Origin of the sequence: Ensifer sp. SSB1, from assembly GCF_016652895.1 — a bacterium.
Lineage (GTDB): Bacteria > Pseudomonadota > Alphaproteobacteria > Rhizobiales > Rhizobiaceae > Ensifer.
Window position 1 is genome coordinate 1 of the sequence record NZ_JAEPRP010000155.1, and the last position, 17,765, is coordinate 17,765.

Sequence of the window (17,765 nt, forward strand, 5' to 3'; positions counted from 1 at the left end):
CCGATTGGGCCGGCACCGCAACGGCAGCACTCGACGGCAGCGAGATACTCAAGCTCGACGGCCGCCACGTCCAGACGCCGGACGGCATGCACCGGCTGACCGTGACGGGCGGTGGCGGCTTCGGCTCGCTGATGCCGCCGGCATTGCGGCCGATGTTCGAGGGCGAGACCAGCATCGACGTCGCAGCCGCGTTCAATGGCCAGGGCATGGTGCGCGTCGACAAGGGGCAGATCGCGACCGGTGCGCTTACCTTTGGCGCCTTTGGTACTTTCGACAGCAAGGGCGACAACAATCTCCAGGCCCGGCTTGCCGGCACCAACGGCGCGATCGACTTCCGCTGGCCGCTGCAGAAGGGCGAGGCGCTGGCGAAGATCAACGCCGTCAACCTGTCGCTGATCGGCGACGCGCAGGCCGCAATCCTCGATCTCGCCGCCGACGTCGCCTCGGTCGCGCTTCCGGACGTCGCACTCGGTTCGGTCAAGCTTTCGGCGCGCAGCGACGGCTTCAATCTCCAGGCCCAGTCCGGTGCGGTGAAAACCGCGCTCGAAGTGGGCGAAGCCGGCTTCGACGACGCCAATCTCGCCCGCCTGGTGCAGGCGCCGATGAAGGTGGATGCCAGTCTCGCGGTGACCAAGGAAAGCATCAGCTTCGATCCGGTGACGATCGAAAGCCCGGGCATCGGCGGTTCGATCAATGGCACTTTCTCACGCGAAGAGAACACGGTTTCCGCAGCATTCAAATTCTTTGCCGTGCCGGGGGCCCTGCCGCCGGCCGCAGCGACGAAGTTCGACGGCACCATTGCGCTCGCCGGCGAGGTGAAGACCGCGAGCGACGGCAGCGTGACCGTCGAAGGGCTCGAACTCAAATCAAGCACGATCGAGGCTGCCGGCACTGTCGCCCTGGCTCAGGGCCAGCTGACCACCGATCTCAAGGGAAAGCTGCCCAATCTCGGCAGGCTGCTGGCGGATGCCAAGGGCGAGGCTGAATTCACGGCAGCGGTGACCGGCCCGCTTGCCGAACTCGGCATCAAGGCCGAACTGACCTCGAGCGGCGCGACGCTTGCCGGACGTACGCTCAGCGACCTTACGATCAAGGCCGATGCCAAAGCCAACCCATCAAGCCCGCAAGCGAGCCTGACCGCAACCGGTGCGCTCGACGGCCAGGCGATCGACGTCAAGGCCGACGTTGTTTCCAAGGACGGCCGCACCGCGATCCCTGTGCTCGAAGCCAGGATCGGCGAGAACAAGCTGACCGGCGCGATCAGTTTCACACCGGACTTCAAGCCCGATGGCACGATCGATTTCAACCTGCCCGATCTTGGCCTGCTCGCGGCCATGGCTGGGCAGAAGGCCTCGGGTGATCTCAACGGTTCGGCCGCAATCAAGACCGCCAACGGTATCACCTCCGTCGTCGTCAAGGCCGGCGGCAGCGGCATCAAGCGCGATGCACTGACGATAGCCAAGCCGACCGCAGACATCACCATCTCCGACGTCGCTGCCCTTGCCATCAAGGGCAGCGTGCGCGCCGAGACGGTTGCGCAGGGGGCCAACCGTGTCGCCGGGCTCGCCGTCGACTTCCAACAGCAGGCGGGACGCACCGGGTTTTCGATCGACGGCAAATATGATGGCGGACCGCTCACCGCCAAGGGCGATCTTACGAGCGCGAAGGGGCGCACGGAAATCCGGCTCGCATCCTTCGGCGCGACGCCGAAGGGCATCGCGCTCAAGCTCGCGCAGCCGACGGTGATCGCCATCGAAAACGGCACCGTCCGCCTCAATGCGCTGACGATCCAGGCCTCGAACGGCACCATCGCCGTCAACGGCAGCGCCGGCGAAAAGCTCGACATCGCCGCAAAGCTCAATGCCCTGCCCGCAGCGCTGGTCAATGCCTTTGCGCCTGATCTCGGCGCCGAGGGCACGATCGCCGGTACGGTCAACGTGAGTGGCGCAGCGTCGGCGCCGATCGTCGCCTACGACCTCCGATGGTCTGGTGCCTCGCTCGCCGCAGCCCGCACTGCCGGGGTCAGCGCCTTCGATATCGCGGCCGACGGCAAGTTTGCCAACAACAAGTTGACGCTCGACACGACCTTGTCAGGCGCCGGTGGCCTTTCTTTCAAGGGCGGCGGAAATGTCGATATCGGCGGCAACATGCCGATCGCAATGAAATTCAACGGCAACCTGCCCTTTGCCCTCATCGCCAACCTGATGGCGGAAAAAGGCTTCACGCTGACAGGCCAGGCGGGCATCGACCTGACCATATCCGGCTCCGCCAAGGCGCCGCAGATCGCCGGCACCCTTACCACCTCAGGCGGCCGGCTCGTCGACGTGCGCCGTAACCTGGCATTGAACGACCTCACGGCCAATATCGCGCTCGATGGCAAGCAGGCGACGATCTCGAAGCTCTCGGCCAATCTCGCGACGGGCGGTTCGATCGAGGCGACCGGCACCGTCGGCACGGTCCCCGGCTCCGGCTTCCCGGCCAATCTGACGATTCGCCTGAACAATGCAACTTACGTCGACGGCACGCTGTTCAACGCCAATCTCGCCGGCGAACTGACGCTGACCGGCCCGCTGGTCGCGACCCCGACGCTCGGCGGCAAGGTCACGATCCGCAAGGCCTCGATCACCATTCCCGAGAAGTTGCCGACCTCGCTCTCGGCGATCGACATCAAGCACAAGAATGCGCCGCCCAAGGTGCAGAAGATGGTCAAGGACCTGCGCAAGGAAGAGGTGCCGGCTGCCGGCGCCAATGCCAGTGGCGTCATTGCCTTCGACCTTGCCGTCAACGCCCAGCAGGTCTTCGTGCGCGGCCGCGGCATCGACGCAGAGCTCGGCGGCGACCTGACGATCCGTGGTACGGCCGTGCAGCCGTCCGTTTCCGGCGGCTTCGAGATGCGGCGCGGGCGCCTCGAAATCCTCGGCAAGCGCCTCACCTTTACCGACGGCAACATCGGCTTCGGCGGCGACCTGATCCCGACGCTCGACCTCAAGGCGACGTCCAGCGTCGGCGCGACGACCATCACCGTCTCGGTCGTGGGCCTCGCCAACAATCCGCAGATTACCTTCTCGTCCTCGCCCGCACTGCCGCAGGACGAGATCCTGGCGCAGCTCATCTTCAACCGGTCGCTGTCGAACCTCTCTGCGTTTCAGATCGCCCAGCTCGCATCTGCCGTCAGCCAGCTTGCCGGCGGCGGCTCGACGTCGCTGCTCGACGGCCTGCGCAACAAGCTCGGCGTCGACGACCTCGACGTCACCACCGACGAGAACGGCGGCGCCTCCGTACGCGCCGGCAAGTATCTCAACGACCGGACCTATATCGAATTGCAGCAGGGGTCCGATTCGTCCTCCAGCAAGGCGGTCATCAATCTCGATGTCGGCAAGGGCGTGAAGCTCAAGGGCTCGGCCGCCGGCGACGGTTCGGCGGCGGGCGGCATCTTCTTCGAAAAGGAATATTGAGCGACGGTCGACCCGGAAAGGCACCTCCTCCGCCCCATGCAACGGATTGAACAAAGCTCGCGGATCGATTGCGATCCGCGGGCTTTATCGTCCTAGCGACAACTTCTCTACGATGAGGCCTACCATTCACCGAACGAAGGGAACCTCGCGGCGGGTTTGCTCGTAACGGCGCAATGCGGCGGCATCGGGCGACAGATCGGCCAGCCCTGTCTCCTTGGCGAGTGCAATGAGCTCGTTGATCGAGACGGCGTCGCCCTCGGCAATCTTTGCAAGAGCAGCACCGATCAACGACAGGCCGTGTTCGACACGGTCGCGCAGATCCGAGAGCGCCGATTGCTGGACGGCAAGCGTTTGCCCGAGATCGGGCGCGGTGCCCGCGAGCAATTCGGTAATCCGGGTGAGACTGAGACCGAGCCGCTTCAATGCCAGGATCTCGGTGAGCCGTTCAATATCGGCGGCACCGTAGAGCCGCCAGTTCTTCTCCGTCCGCCGGGGCGCAATCAGGCCTCGGTCCTCATAAACGCGAAGGGCCCGGATCGTGAGACCGAGGCGTCCGGCGCATTCGGCGGCCGACAAGAGTTCATTCTGGTTCGCGCCCATGAGGCCTCCTTGAAACGTCTTGTAAGATATGACCTTGGGTCCGGCTCAAGCGGTATTTGCGAAGTTTTGGCGGAGATTTGACCAAGAAGGACGGCGCGGCGCGGAGGACGAGGCGAAACTTGTGTGCCGCTGCGTGGAATTGCCGCTTTCTGAAACCTACATCGGCATCTGGCCGCGCGCGTGCCACTATTTGTTTCAGTCTTTTTCAGGTGGTTTCCTTGTCCTCTCACTTTCCGCATCCCGAATTGCCCAAACAATTCCTTCCGCTTGTCGCCGGCTACCACTGGAACCGCGACCTGCTCGGCCAGTCGGCCTCAAGCATCTTTCTCTTGAAGGCGCCGGACCGCCCGATGCTGGTGCTGAAGGTCGAGGCTGCCGGCCCGTTCAGCGAATTCGTCGACGAGGCGGAGCGGCTTGATTGGCTGGCGTCTAAAGGCGTGCCCTGTCCACGAGTGCTCGCGCGCACCTTCGATGAAGAAACGAACTGGCTGCTGCTGCTGGCCGTCGAAGGCACGGACCTTGCGTCCACGACGCTGTCGCCAAAGGACCAGATCGTCATCCTCGCGGACGGCCTGAAACACTTGCATGGGTTGGATATCGCGGACTGCCCCTTCGATCACCGGATCGAAAAGCGCATCGCCCTCGCGAAAGCACGCACCCAGGCCGGCGTGATCGATGAAAGCGATTTCGACGAGGCGCGGCTCGGCCGCACGGCGGCGGATCTCTTTGCCGAACTTCGGGCCCGAATGCCCAAGATCGGCAAGCTCGTCGTCACCCACGGTGACGCCTGCCTGCCAAACGTCATTGAGAAGAATGGCCGGTTTTCCGGTTTCATCGATTGCAGCCGGCTCGGCGTCGCCGATCCCTACCAGGATATTGCACTCGCCTGCCGCAGCATCGCCTACAATCTCGGCGAGGAATGGATCCAGCCGTTTCTGGCGCGCTACGGCATCGACAAGGACGATGCGGAGAAGCGCGACTTCTACTGCCTGCTCGACGAGTTCTTCTGATCACCACTCGACGAGCACACGTCCATTCAGCGAAAGGCCCGCAAACGCCCTCAGGCGGCGTTGCGGGCCTCGATGCTCAGATCGACGATGTCGGCATCCTCGATCGCGTTGAACAGCGCCCAGATATGGCCGAAGGGATCGATGAAGGCGCCGACGCGATCGCCGGTCGACAAGGTTTCGGCCGCATTCCGCAGGCTCGCTCCGGCACCGATCGCCCGGCCGATGACGCGATCGACATCGCGCACGTGCAATTCCAGGATGACCGCCGTCGTGCCGAGGGCATGCGGCGAGCGCGGTCCGCCGAGCTTGGGCTCCGCATCGCGGCGCGGGTTGGCCCCGGCGATCCGAAAGACCGATTCCCCAATCCTCAAGTCCGCACTCGTCAGAATCCCGCTCGGCCATTCGTGCCGCTGCAAAAGTTCGGCGCCGAGCGCCTCGCGGTAAAAGGCGATGGCGCGATCCTCGTCGCCATGCCTGACAAACAGCTTCACACAGATCTGCCGATCGGCAAGCCTGCCGCCATTGGCAACCATGACATCCTCCATCTAGGGTGAGGCGCACATCATAGCGGAATAAGAGAACAAATCAAGAACAATTCGACTCGAAAGAGCGTTTCTACCGTCGGTTTGAAGCACCAGAAATACTCAGGATGCGCCGGTCATCTTGCTGGTTTTCAACAGGATATTCGTGTCCGTGACGGTGATCCCATCGATCAGGCGGATGCGCCGCAGCGTCTCGTCGAAGGAGACGAGATCCCGGTCCTGCAATTCGGCAATGAAGTCCCAGCGGCCATTGGTGCTGTGCAGCGCCCGCACCTGCGGCAGCCCCCGCAATTGCTCGGCAACGCGATCGGCCATCTTGCCATGCACCTCGATCATGACGACGGCACGGACGCCGGAGGTGGGAATTTCGGCACCGGTGCGGATGGTGAAAGCGGCAATCGTGCCGTTGGCGACGAGCCTGTCGATGCGGGCAGCGACGGTCGCCCGCGATACGCCCGTCATTTCCGATAGCGTGGAAACGGGAATGCGCGCATTCTGGCGGAGCGCGCTGATGAGCGCCTGATCGAGATCATCCATACCTGACACTTTGCAATATGGTACTAATCAATCTGTCGATTTTACCTCACTAATCGGCAGTTTTCCATCTTTTTGCCGACATGCATTTTGACCATAATCCGCGCGATCCCAACCGGGAACACACGGAAATATCTTGAGAAGGAATTGGGCGGATATGACGACCATCACGCTGATCGGCGCACCCATCGAGGAAGGTTCTGGACGACGCGGCGCGGCCATGGGGCCAGCGGCAATGCGCATCGCCGGCATCGACACGGTGCTGCGCGACCTCGGCCACACGGTTCATGACGAGGGCGACGTCAAGCCTCTGCCGGCCCGCGATCTAGCCAACCACCCGGGCGCCAACAACCTGCAGATCGTCGCCGCCTTTGCGCGTGCGCTTCATGATTCCGTGCACGACACGGTTCGCAAGGGCCATTTCCCGATCATTCTGGGCGGCGACCACGCGCTCTCCATGGGCAGCGTCTCCGGCATGGCCCGTTATGCCGCCGAAGTCGGCCGGCCGCTGTTCGTGTTGTGGCTTGACGCCCATGCCGACTTCAATTCTCCGTCGACCTCCCCCTCCGGCAACATGCACGGCATGCCGGTCGCCTATTTCTGCGGTGAAGCGGAATTCGCGCCGATTCTCCCGGCAGACCGCCCGTTGGTCGACCCGAAGAACGTCTTCCAGGTCGGTATTCGCTCGGTCGACGACCGCGAGCGCGAAGAGATCACCGAGCATGGCGTACGCGTCTTTGACATGCGCGCCGTCGACGAGCTCGGCATGGCCCACATCATGCGCCAGATCCTCGAACAGGTTCGCGCCGCTAACGGCCTGCTGCATGTCAGCCTTGACGTCGACTTCATGGACCCGGAACTCGCGCCCGGCGTCGGCACCACCGTTCCCGGCGGCGCCACCTTCCGCGAAGCGCACCTGATCATGGAAATGCTTTGGGAAAGCGGGCTCGTTTCCTCGCTCGACGTCGTCGAGCTCAACCCTTTCCTCGATGACCGCGGCAAGAGCGCGCGCATCCTGGTCGAACTGACGGCGAGCCTCTTCGGCCGCCGCGTGCTCGACCGGCCGACCCGCAGCGCCTGAGATAAGAACGGAGGACAATGCATGAGTACGACGGCAGCCCTGATTGAAACCGAATACCGGCTAGGCGCGCATAACTACAAGCCGCTCGACGTGGTGCTCTCGCGCGGCGAAGGCGTCTATGTCTGGGATATGGAGGGCAATCGCTACCTCGACTGCCTCTCGGCCTATTCCGCCGTCAACCAGGGCCACTGCCATCCGAAGATCCTGCAGGCGATGATGGAGCAGGCGCAGAAGCTGACGCTCACCTCCCGCGCTTTCCGCAATGACCAGCTCGCCCATTTCTACGAAGAAATCGCAACGCTGACCGGCTCGCACAAGGTGCTGCCGATGAACTCCGGCGCCGAAGCCGTTGAGACCGCGGTCAAGGCCGTGCGCAAGTGGGGTTACGAGATCAAGGGTGTGGCCGAGAACCGCGCCGAGATCATCGTCTGCTCCAACAACTTCCATGGCCGCACCATGGGCATCGTCGGCTTCTCGACCGATCCGGATGCCCGCACCGGCTTCGGCCCGTTCGCACCGGGCTTCAAGGTCGTGCCCTTCGGTGACATCGAGGCCTTCCGCGCTGCGATCAACGAAAACACCGTCGCTTTCCTGGTCGAGCCGATCCAGGGCGAAGCCGGCGTCATCGTCCCGCCGATCGGCTACTTCACGACGGTGCGCGAGCTCTGCACCAGGCACGGCATCACGCTGATCCTCGACGAAATCCAGACCGGCCTCGGCCGCACCGGCAAGCTGCTTGCCGAGGAGCACGAAGGTATCGAGGCCGACGTGACGCTGATCGGCAAGGCGTTGTCCGGCGGCTTCTACCCGGTCTCGGCCGTGCTTTCGAACTCCGAAGTACTCGGCGTGTTGAAGCCGGGCCAGCACGGCTCCACCTTCGGCGGAAACCCACTCGCCTGCGCCATCGCCCGCGCGGCGCTGAAGGCGCTGACTGAAGAAGGCATGATCGAAAACTCGGCACAGATGGGCGAGCGCTTCCAGAAGGGCCTCACCGACATCCGCTCCAACATCATCAAGGACGTGCGCGGTCGCGGCCTGATGCTCGCGGTGGAACTGGTCCCGGAAGCCGGCGGCGCCCGCAGATATTGCGAAGCGCTGAAGGAACGCGGCATCCTTGCCAAGGACACCCACGGCGACACCATCCGCATCGCCCCGCCGCTCGTCATTACCGCCGATCAAGTGGATTGGGCGATCGAGCACTTCGCGGCCGTCCTCGCCTCCGCCTGATATCAGTTCCGATCTGCCCCGATCGTTTGCGGGGCAGATCGTTCGTAAACGCTTGCAAAAGCAAGTCTTAACGAATCCCGGCCTATAGTCCCTTCCCAAAGCGCAAAGCGGTTCCTCCGCGCATGATGCAGCTGCGCCCCGCCGGATGTGATCGGCGGACTGTAAGGATTTCTCCCCGACGGAACATCGCCGCGTTCCCTTGCGCCGGCAGCCATGCGGAGACATCTCGAGTTTGGCGATGTCGCGCCCACGGGCGTCGACCGGAAAGCTGGAAGGACCTTCGATGACAAGCACACTCAGGACGGCCGGGTTCGACGGCGAGACGCTGGAGATCATTGCGTTCCGCCTCCACGATCAGGAATTCTGCGTCAAGACCACGACGATCCGCGAAATCCGCGGTTGGGCGCCGTCGACCCCCATTCCGCATTCGCCGCCGGAAGTAATCGGTGTCATGAACCTGCGTGGCACGGTGATCCCGATCATCGACCTCGCCCACAAGCTCGGCATGAAATCGACGACCGCCAACGAGCGCAGCGCTATCGTCGTTGCCGAAGTGCACAACATGGTGATCGGCCTCGTCGTCGATCGCGTCTCCGACATCCTCACCGTTCAGGGCAGCCAGGTGCAGCCCGTACCGGAAGTGACCGCGTCCTTCGACAAGAGCTTCGCCGAAGGCATCATCGCCAATGAGAACGGCATGATCTGCTTCCTCAATCTGGCACGCATGTTCAAGGAACGTGAGGTCGAAGAAATGGCCGCCTGATTTCGCATCAGCCAGCCACAAGCTATGTCAAGGCCATCCTGCACCGCAGGGTGGCCTTTGTTTTTTCGCATTGCCGACTCGGCAATCATTGAGAATTAGAAATAAAGAATCTACTAATTCAACTCAGATGCGGCATGTGAGTTTTTGCAACTGAAATTTGATAGTTGCTATTTTAACATCCGCTTAATAGTCCTGTTACTAACCTAGATTGCATAAACACGGCGCCTTGGGCATGAAGCCCGGCAGTTCGAACTCTCCCAACGAAGCACGAAGCCGCTGACCCGGAAGGGCCGGCCGTAGAACGGACCAGACATTTTCGGCAAGCCGGCCTTTGTCCTTGTCCAGAGAGTTGCGCCGCTTTGGCCCCGCAAGCCCTGTCGACAGCACGCACGAACACCGGTCTGAACCACGAACCAGATCAGAGGGTTATCATGTTCACTCTCGGGAAAATCGCGGATGCGAACCAGATCGTCGCCGCACTATCAAAATCGCAAGCGATCATCCAGTTCGACCTGACCGGCAAGATCCTGACCGCCAACGAAAACTTCTGCCAGGCGCTCGGCTACAGCCTCCAGGAAATCGCCGGCCAGCACCATCGCATGTTCTGCTCTGCAGAATACGCCCAGACGCCGGAATACCGCGACTTCTGGGCCCGGCTCGGCCGCGGCGAATTCGACGCCAATGCCTACAAGCGCATCGCCAAGGGCGGCCGCGAAATCTGGATCCAGGCGACCTACAACCCGGTTTTCCGCAAAGGCAAACCCTACAAGGTCGTGAAGCTCGCGACCGACATCTCCGCAGCCAAGGCGCGGGCGACCGAGGACGCCGGCAAGCTCGACGCGATCTCCCGCTCGCAGGCGGTGATCGAGTTCACGCCATCGGGCGAGATCCTGACCGCCAACGAAAACTTCTGCGCCGCCCTCGGCTACAACCTCCAGGAAATCCAGGGAAAGCATCACAGTATGTTCTGCGAGCCGAACTACGCCCGCACCGCTGAATATGCCGACTTCTGGAAGCGTCTCGCCGCCGGCGAGTTCTTCTCCAACGAGTTCGTGCGTTACGGCAAGGGCGGCAAGGAAATCTGGATCCAGGCCGCTTACAATCCGATCCGCGACTTCAGCGGCAAGGTCTACAAAGTGGTCAAGTTCGCGACCGACGTCAGTGAGCGCATGAGCGCGATCAACAGCCTCGGCGCCGGCCTGAGAGCGCTCGCCGAAGGCGATCTGACCCGCAGCCTCGACACGCCCTTCGTGCCCAGCATGGAAACGGTGCGGACTGACTTCAACGATGCGACCGCCAAGCTGCGCGAGGCAATGCGCACCGTCGGCGACAACGCCAGCGCGATCGCTTCCGGTGCCCGCGAGATCCGCGCCGCCGCCGACGACCTGTCAAAACGCACGGAACAGCAGGCGGCCTCCGTCGAGGAGACCGCCGCAGCGCTCGACCAGATCACCACGACGGTCGCCGACTCTAGCCGCCGCGCTGAAGAGGCGGGCGGGCTGGTCGCCAAGACCAAGGCCGGCGCCGAGCGCTCCGGCAACGTGGTCAAGAGCGCCATTGGCGCAATGGGTCAGATCGAACAATCGTCCCGCGAAATTTCCAACATCATCGGCGTCATCGACGACATTGCCTTCCAGACCAACCTCCTGGCGCTCAATGCCGGCGTCGAGGCGGCGCGGGCCGGAGAAGCCGGCAAGGGTTTTGCAGTCGTCGCCCAGGAGGTGCGCGAACTGGCGCAACGATCAGCCAGTGCGGCCAAGGACATCAAGGCGCTGATCGGCGCCTCGACCGAACACGTCAAAAACGGCGTGTCGCTCGTCGGCCAGACCGGCACGGCCCTCGAAGAAATCCTGACCCAGGTCCAGGAAATCAACGCCAACGTCTCGGCGATCGTCGAGGCTGCCCGCGAACAATCGACCGGCCTCAAGGAAATCAACCAGGCGGTCAACTCGATGGACCAGGCGACCCAGCAGAACGCCGCGATGGTCGAGGAAAGCACGGCCGCAAGCCACGCCATGGCCCGCGAAGCAGAAGCCTTGCACGAACTGCTGAGGCAGTTCCGCTACGGCCATGAAGCCCAGATCATCGACGCGAGCCGCCACTTCGACGATCGCGCGCAGCCGACCCGGCTGCATTCAACCGCCCGCACCATGCGCGGCGGCCAAAGAACAAGCCTTGCCGCGGCACCGGCCGCGGATGGCTGGCAGAATTTCTGAGCGCACATCCCTGCACCCCGCGCTCGGGAATGGGGAAGGCGGCGACCGGTCGTCGCCTTCCCTTAAATCTTTTCAGGAGAAGTGCCCGTTTGGAAAAGCACTCTGTCGGCTGAGCGCGTAGAGCCTGCCGCGGTGGTGAAGGCGGGTTAGGCGGCTTCCGGACGTTTGATCTTCGGCGCCGCTTCCAGCACCAGCGGCGTCAGCCCCTCGCCGCCCTTGTCGATATGCTCGAACAGTTTGCGCCGCATGCGCGGCTCCCAATATTTGTTGATATGGGTGGCAACGCCCTGGGCTGCCTCGCTCTGCGGCTGGCTTTTGAAGAAGGTGGCGATCTGGTTCGCCATGTAGATCAGCTTGGCGTTGGTGTTGTCATGCGACATCGGCGACGGCTCCGGACTTGATACGTTCGGCATGGGTGAAAATCTCGAATTCGTCGCCGCGCACGAGCGCAATCAGCGTCATTCCCGCGGCTTCGGCCGTGCGGATGGCAAGCGCCGTTGGCGCCGAAATGGCGATGATGACGGGGCTGCCAACGATGGCCGTCTTCTGCACCATCTCGACGGACACCCGGCTGGTGACGACGACGGCGCCCTCACTCCCCTTGAAGCCGGCGCGCGCGGCAGCACCCACCAGCTTGTCGAGGGCATTGTGGCGACCGACATCCTCACGGACTGCGATGAGCCCGCGGCCCGGCACATAGAAAGCCGCACCGTGCACGGCGCGCGTCTCGAAATGCAGCGGCTGCTGGCCGTTGAGCAGCGACACGGCCGAAACCACATCCTCCTGCGACAGCGTCAGCTTCGAATGGGAAACATCCGGCGTCGGCCGCACCGCCTGCTCGATTGATTCGATGCCGCAAAGGCCGCAGCCGACCGGCCCCGCCATGTGGCGGCGGCGCTGGCGCAGCATGTCGTTCTCTTCGTCCTGAAGCACGATCTGCAGGTCGATGCCGAGATTGCCAGCGATCGTCTCGGCGACGACCTCGACCGTTTCGATCTGACCGGGATCGGTAATGATGCCCTCGGTCAGGCTGAACCCGACGGCGAAATCCTCGAGATCGCCGGGTGTCGCCATCATCACCGCATGGGTCGAACCACCATAGCTGAAGGCAATCGGCGTCTCCTCGGGCACGGCACGCGCGCCGTCCCGAAGCGCGCCATTGCGGCGGGCGGCTTCGGGTACGGTCTTGGATGTCTTAAACGTCGCCATGATTGATCGCGGTGCGAGCCGTCACTCCGCCGCCTCCAGCTTGCCGGAAATCCGGCGCGACTGGCGGGCTTGCTCGTCGTAATCCTGTTGCCAGTCGGACGGCCCGTTCGACGGCATCACCTGCACCGCGGTCACCTTGTATTCCGGACAGTTGGTCGCCCAGTCGGAGAAGTCGGTGGTGATAACGTTCGCCTGCGTCGTCGGATGGTGGAAGGTGGTGTAGACGACGCCGGGCGCCACGCGATCGGTGATCTGCGAGCGAAGGGTCGTTTCACCCGCACGGCTGGTCAGCCTGATCCAGTCGCCGTCACGGATGCCGCGCTGTTCGGCGTCGTGTGGATGGATTTCCAGGCGGTCTTCCGCATGCCAGACGACGTTGTCCGTGCGCCGCGTCTGGGCGCCGACATTGTACTGGCTGAGGATACGGCCTGTCGTCAGCAACAACGGGAAGCGCGGGCCGGTGCGTTCGTCGGTCGCCACATACTCCGTGCGGATGAACTTGCCCTTGCCGCGGACGAAGCCATCGACATGCATGATCGGCGAACCCTCGGGATGCGCTTCGTTGCAAGGCCACTGCACTGAGCCCATCTTTTCGAGATAGTCGTAGGAGACGAGCGCGAAGCTCGGTGTCGTCGCGGCGATCTCGTCCATGATTTCGGAGGGGTGGCGGTAGTTCCAGTTGAGGCCCATGGCCTGGGCGAGCTTCTGCGTGACTTCCCAGTCGGCATAGCCGTTCTTCGGCGTCATCACCTTGCGCACCCGGTTGATGCGGCGCTCGGCATTGGTGAAGGTGCCGTCCTTTTCGAGGAAGGTCGAGCCCGGCAGGAACACGTGGGCGTAGTTGGCCGTCTCGTTCAGGAACAGGTCGTGCACGACGACGCATTCCATCGCGGCGAGGCCGGCGGCCACATGCTTGGTGTCAGGGTCCGACTGCAGGATGTCCTCGCCCTGGATGTAAAGGGCCTTGAAGGTGCCGTCGACAGCGGCATCGAGCATGTTGGGGATGCGCAGGCCGGGCTCGTTGGAGATCTCGACGCCCCAGAGCTTCTCGAAAGTCTCGCGGGTAGCATCGTCGGAGATGTGGCGGTAGCCCGGCAGCTCGTGCGGGAACGAACCCATGTCGCAGGAGCCTTGCACATTGTTCTGGCCGCGCAGCGGGTTCACGCCGACGCCCGGCCGGCCGATGTTGCCGGTGACCATGGCGAGGTTGGCGATCGCCATGACGGTGGTCGAGCCCTGGCTGTGCTCGGTAACGCCGAGACCGTAATAGATCGCGCCGTTGCCGCCCGTGGCATAGAGCCTTGCCGCGCCACGCACGAGATCCGCCGGCACGCCGGTATAGGCTTCCGTCGCCTCCGGGCTGTGCTGCGGTTCGGCAACGAAGGCTGCCCAGTCCTCATATTCCGACCAGTCGCAGCGCTCGCGGATGAACTTCTCGTCCGAGAGGCCTTCGGTAACGATCACGTGCGCGATCGCCGTCAGGATCGCGACGTTGGTGCCGGGTTTCAACGGCAGGTGATAGGCGGCTTCCACATGCGGCGAGCGCACGATGTCGGTGCGGCGCGGATCGATGACGATCAGCTTGGCGCCTTCGCGCAGCCGCTTCTTCAGCCGCGAGCCGAAGACCGGATGACCGTCGGTCGGGTTGGCGCCGATGATGACCGCGACATCGGTGAATTCGACGCTGTCGAAGTTCTGCGTGCCGGCCGACGTGCCGAAGGCCTGGCCGAGACCGTATCCGGTCGGCGAGTGGCAGACGCGGGCACAGGTGTCGACATTGTTATTGCCAAAGCCGGCGCGCACCAGCTTCTGCACCAGGTAGGTCTCTTCATTGGTGCAGCGCGACGAGGTGATGCCGCCGACGGAATCGCGGCCGTATTGATATTGGATCCGCCGGAACTCGGAAGCCACATGCGCATAGGCCTCCTCCCAGGTGACCTCGCGCCAGGGATCGGAGATCTTCTCGCGGATCATCGGGTTGAGGATGCGGTCCTTGTGGTTGGAATAGCCATAGGCGAAGCGACCCTTGACGCAGGAATGGCCGCGGTTCGCCTGGCCGTCCTTCCACGGCACCATGCGCACCAGTTCTTCGCCGCGCATTTCCGCCTTGAACGAGCAGCCGACGCCGCAATAGGCGCAGGTCGTCACGACCGAATGCTCGGGCTGGCCGATCTCGATCACCGACTTCTCGGTGAGCGTCGCGGTCGGACAGGCCTGCACGCAGGCGCCGCAGGACACGCATTCCGACGACAGGAAATCTTCGGCCATGCCGGCCGAAACGCGGCTGTCGAAACCACGGCCGCCGATCGTCAGCGCAAATGTGCCCTGCACTTCCTCGCAGGCGCGCACGCAGCGCGAGCAGACGATGCATTTGGCCGGATCATAGGTGAAATAGGGATTGGACTCGTCCTTCGGCATCCACTTGGCGTTGATCTCGCCATTGTTGCGCGCCGTGACGTGGTTCTCGCCCTCATAGCCATAGCGCACGTCGCGCAGGCCGACGGCACCGGCCATGTCCTGCAGTTCGCAATCGCCGTTGGCCGCACAGGTCAGACAGTCGAGCGGGTGGTCGGAGATATAGAGCTCCATAATCCCGCGCCGCACATCCTTCAGCCGCGGCGTCTGGGTGGAGACTTCGATGCCGGCTGCGACCGGCGTCGTGCAGGAGGCCGGCATGCCGGCGCGTCCCTTGATCTCGACGAGACAGAGGCGGCAGGAGCCGAAGGCATCCATCATGTCGGAGGCGCAGAGCTTCGGCACCTCGATGCCGGCATCCATCGCCGCGCGCATGATCGAGGTACCCTCGGGCACGGTGACCTCGCGCCCGTCGATCGTAAGCGTCACCAGCTTTTCGGACTTCGAAGCAGGAGTGCCGTAGTCGATTTCATGAATGAGAGACATGGTCTTCCTCCTCACTCCGCCGCTTCAACGCGCGGTGCCGGCTGAAAATCATCCGGGAAATGGGTCATGGCGCTCATGACGGGATAGGGCGTAAAGCCGCCCAGCGCACAGAGCGAACCGAACTTCATCGTGTTGCAGAGATCGGCGAGCAGTTCGCGATTCTTCTCCGGCTCGATGCCGGCGGCGATCTTGTCGGCGACCTCGACACCGCGCGTCGAACCGATGCGGCAAGGCGTGCACTTGCCGCAGCTTTCGACCGCGCAGAACTCCATCGCGAAACGTGCCTGGTGCAGCATGTCGACTGTATCGTCGAAAACGACGATTCCGGCATGGCCGATGAGGCCGTCACGTGCGGCAAAGGCTTCGTAGTCGAACGGCGTGTCGAACAGCGCCCGCGGGAAATAGGCGCCGAGCGGGCCGCCGACCTGCACGGCCTTCACCGGCCGGCCGCTTGCCGTACCGCCGCCGATGTGATCGACGATCTCGCCGAGCGCCAGGCCGAAGGCGGTCTCAAAGAGGCCGGCATGCTTGACGTTGCCGGCGATCTGGATCGGGATCGTGCCGCGCGACCGGCCCATGCCGAAGTCGCGGTAGTAGGCAGCGCCCTTGTCCATGATGATGGGGACTGAGGCGAGCGAGATGACGTTGTTGATCACGGTCGGACAGTCGAAGAGGCCCTTGTGGGCCGGAAGCGGCGGCTTGGCCCGCACGATGCCACGCTTGCCTTCGAGACTGTTCAGGAGCGCCGTTTCCTCGCCGCAGACATAGGCGCCGGCGCCGGTGCGCACTTCCATGTCGAAGGCACGGCCGGAGCCGAGCACCGAGGTGCCGAGCACGCCGGCCTTGCGGGCGATCTCGATCGCCTCGGCCATCGCCGCGATCGCATGCGGGTATTCTGACCGGGTGTAGATGAAGCCCTTGGTGGCGCCGGTCGCGATGCCGGCGACCGCCATGCCCTCGATCAGTACGAAGGGATCGCCTTCCATGATCATCCGGTCGGCGAAGGTGCCGCTATCGCCTTCATCGGCGTTGCAGACGATGTACTTCCGGTCGCCCGCGGCGTCGAGAACGGTCTTCCACTTGATGCCGGTCGGAAAGCCGGCGCCGCCACGGCCGCGAAGGCCGCTTTCGGTCACCTGCGCGACAATGTCCTGCGGCGCCATGGCAATGGCATTGCGCAGACCGGCGAGCCCGCCATGGGCCTGGTAGTCGTCGAGCGACAGTGGATCGATGATGCCGCAGCGGGCAAAGGTCAGTCTCGTCTGCTGCTTGAGGAAGGGGATGTCCTCGGTCTTGCCGAGACAGAGCGCATGATCGTCGCCGTCGAGCAGGCCGGCATCCAGCAGCGAGATCACGTCACGCGCCTTGACCGGGCCATAGGCAACACGGCCACCCGCCGTTTCCACCTCGACCAGGGGTTCCAGCCAGTGCATGCCGCGCGAACCGTTGCGCACGATCGTGGCGTCGAGGCCGCGTGCGCCGATCGCCTCGGCCATGGCCTTGGCAACCTTCTCCGCACCGAGCGCTATCGCCGCTGCATCGCGCGGGATGTAGATCTTGACCGTCATCGCCGGGCCTCCTGAACGAGCGCTTCGAGCTCAGCGGCATCGACCCGGGCATGCACCTCTCCGTCGAGCATGGCGGAGGGTGCGCACGAACAGAGCCCGAGACAGTAGACCGGCTCCAACGTCACGGCGCCATCCGGGGTCGTCTGGTGAAAATCGATGCCGAGCAACCGCTTCGCCCGCTCGGCAAGCTGATCGCCGCCCATCGACTGGCAGGCTTCGGCCCGACAGAGCTTCAGCACGTGGCGCCCGGCCGGATGCTCGCGGAAGTCATGGTAGAAGGTCATGACCCCGTAAACTTCGGCGCGCGACAGGTTGAGCTCGCGCGCTATCACCGGCAGACATTCCTGCGGCACATAGCCGAATTCTTCCTGGATCTCGTGCAGGATCGGCAGCAGGGGCCCTTCGAGCCCCTTCAGCGCCTCGACGATGGCGAGCGTGGTATCCGCGATATCGGCGCGCGGCTGATGGATATTCAACGGGAGCCCTCCCGGCTCGTGGCGAGGCGGCGACACCCGAAACGGGCGATCGGCCCAGCCGACATTTCACTTCTGGCGAAGGCCGTTCCTCGGCGGTCTCCGGCCATGATCAAAAAGCTTCGCGCTTATGACCCCATGGGTCAATAAGGCTGTTCCGTCGATCGATAGAAAAAATCTATCGAG

Annotated in this window: 14 protein-coding genes; 6 read left to right on the top strand and 8 right to left on the bottom strand. The window is 63.6% G+C overall.

From position 1 onward, the window contains the following. On the top strand, positions 1–3,455 hold a 3,455-nt coding region (locus tag I8N66_RS28775), incomplete at its 5' end, for a translocation/assembly module TamB domain-containing protein (RefSeq protein WP_291161296.1). A gap of 126 nt (positions 3,456–3,581) precedes the next feature. Here the strand turns inward: I8N66_RS28775 and I8N66_RS28780 are convergent. Then, positions 3,582–4,055 (bottom strand): MerR family transcriptional regulator, encoded by a 474-nt coding sequence (locus I8N66_RS28780; protein WP_291161298.1) that lies wholly within the window; start codon positions 4,053–4,055, stop codon positions 3,582–3,584. Between the two features lie 218 nt (positions 4,056–4,273). Between I8N66_RS28780 and I8N66_RS28785 the strand changes: the two genes are divergently transcribed. Next, the gene (locus I8N66_RS28785) at positions 4,274–5,065 is read left to right on the top strand and encodes an APH(3') family aminoglycoside O-phosphotransferase (RefSeq protein WP_291161303.1); all 792 of its coding nucleotides are present in this window, start codon (positions 4,274–4,276) and stop codon (positions 5,063–5,065) included. A 50-nt stretch (positions 5,066–5,115) separates the two neighbouring features. On the opposite strand, the gene I8N66_RS28790 is transcribed toward I8N66_RS28785, so the two are convergent. Together I8N66_RS28790 and I8N66_RS28795 are read right to left on the bottom strand one after the other, a co-directional pair. After that, positions 5,116–5,598 carry a VOC family protein gene (locus I8N66_RS28790; RefSeq protein ID WP_104665588.1) on the bottom strand — a complete coding sequence of 161 codons (483 nt, stop codon included), beginning with the start codon at positions 5,596–5,598 and terminating at the stop codon, positions 5,116–5,118. A gap of 111 nt (positions 5,599–5,709) precedes the next feature. After that, complete coding sequence (locus tag I8N66_RS28795) at positions 5,710–6,144, bottom strand: Lrp/AsnC family transcriptional regulator (protein ID WP_291161309.1); 435 nt, start codon at positions 6,142–6,144, stop codon at positions 5,710–5,712. A 154-nt stretch (positions 6,145–6,298) separates the two neighbouring features. Here I8N66_RS28795 and rocF point away from each other — a divergent pair, with 154 nt between their 5' ends. From rocF to I8N66_RS28815, 4 genes are all read left to right on the top strand, one after another. Continuing rightward, entirely contained in the window at positions 6,299–7,222 is a 924-nt protein-coding gene (gene rocF, locus I8N66_RS28800; RefSeq protein WP_113541015.1) for an arginase, read from the top strand. A 21-nt stretch (positions 7,223–7,243) separates the two neighbouring features. Beyond that, a complete protein-coding gene (gene rocD / locus I8N66_RS28805; RefSeq protein WP_113541014.1) occupies positions 7,244–8,449 on the top strand; it encodes an ornithine--oxo-acid transaminase in 1,206 nt (401 codons plus the stop codon). A 283-nt stretch (positions 8,450–8,732) separates the two neighbouring features. Next, positions 8,733–9,212, top strand: coding sequence for a chemotaxis protein CheW (locus I8N66_RS28810; protein ID WP_113541013.1), 480 nt, complete (start codon positions 8,733–8,735; stop codon positions 9,210–9,212). Between the two features lie 431 nt (positions 9,213–9,643). After that, a complete protein-coding gene (locus tag I8N66_RS28815; protein ID WP_113541012.1) occupies positions 9,644–11,428 on the top strand; it encodes a PAS domain-containing methyl-accepting chemotaxis protein in 1,785 nt (594 codons plus the stop codon). Between the two features lie 146 nt (positions 11,429–11,574). On the opposite strand, the gene I8N66_RS28820 is transcribed toward I8N66_RS28815, so the two are convergent. From I8N66_RS28820 to I8N66_RS28840, 5 genes are read right to left on the bottom strand one after another with little or no spacing between them, the layout of a single operon-like run. After that, positions 11,575–11,808, bottom strand: coding sequence for a formate dehydrogenase subunit delta (locus I8N66_RS28820; protein WP_113541011.1), 234 nt, complete (start codon positions 11,806–11,808; stop codon positions 11,575–11,577). Then, a complete protein-coding gene (fdhD, locus tag I8N66_RS28825) occupies positions 11,798–12,637 on the bottom strand; it encodes a formate dehydrogenase accessory sulfurtransferase FdhD (RefSeq protein WP_113541010.1) in 840 nt (279 codons plus the stop codon). Before fdhD ends, I8N66_RS28820 begins: the two co-directional genes overlap by 11 nt. A gap of 21 nt (positions 12,638–12,658) precedes the next feature. Then, the gene (fdhF, locus tag I8N66_RS28830; protein ID WP_113541009.1) at positions 12,659–15,538 is read right to left on the bottom strand and encodes a formate dehydrogenase subunit alpha; all 2,880 of its coding nucleotides are present in this window, start codon (positions 15,536–15,538) and stop codon (positions 12,659–12,661) included. Positions 15,539–15,549: 11 nt separating this feature from the next. Next, positions 15,550–17,106 carry an NADH-quinone oxidoreductase subunit NuoF gene (locus tag I8N66_RS28835; protein ID WP_113541008.1) on the bottom strand — a complete coding sequence of 519 codons (1,557 nt, stop codon included), beginning with the start codon at positions 17,104–17,106 and terminating at the stop codon, positions 15,550–15,552. Continuing rightward, positions 17,103–17,582, bottom strand: a complete 480-nt coding sequence (locus tag I8N66_RS28840; protein ID WP_291161321.1) for a formate dehydrogenase subunit gamma — start codon at positions 17,580–17,582, stop codon at positions 17,103–17,105. The genes I8N66_RS28835 and I8N66_RS28840 overlap by 4 nt, the downstream gene beginning before the upstream one ends. Positions 17,583–17,765 lie beyond the last annotated feature (183 nt).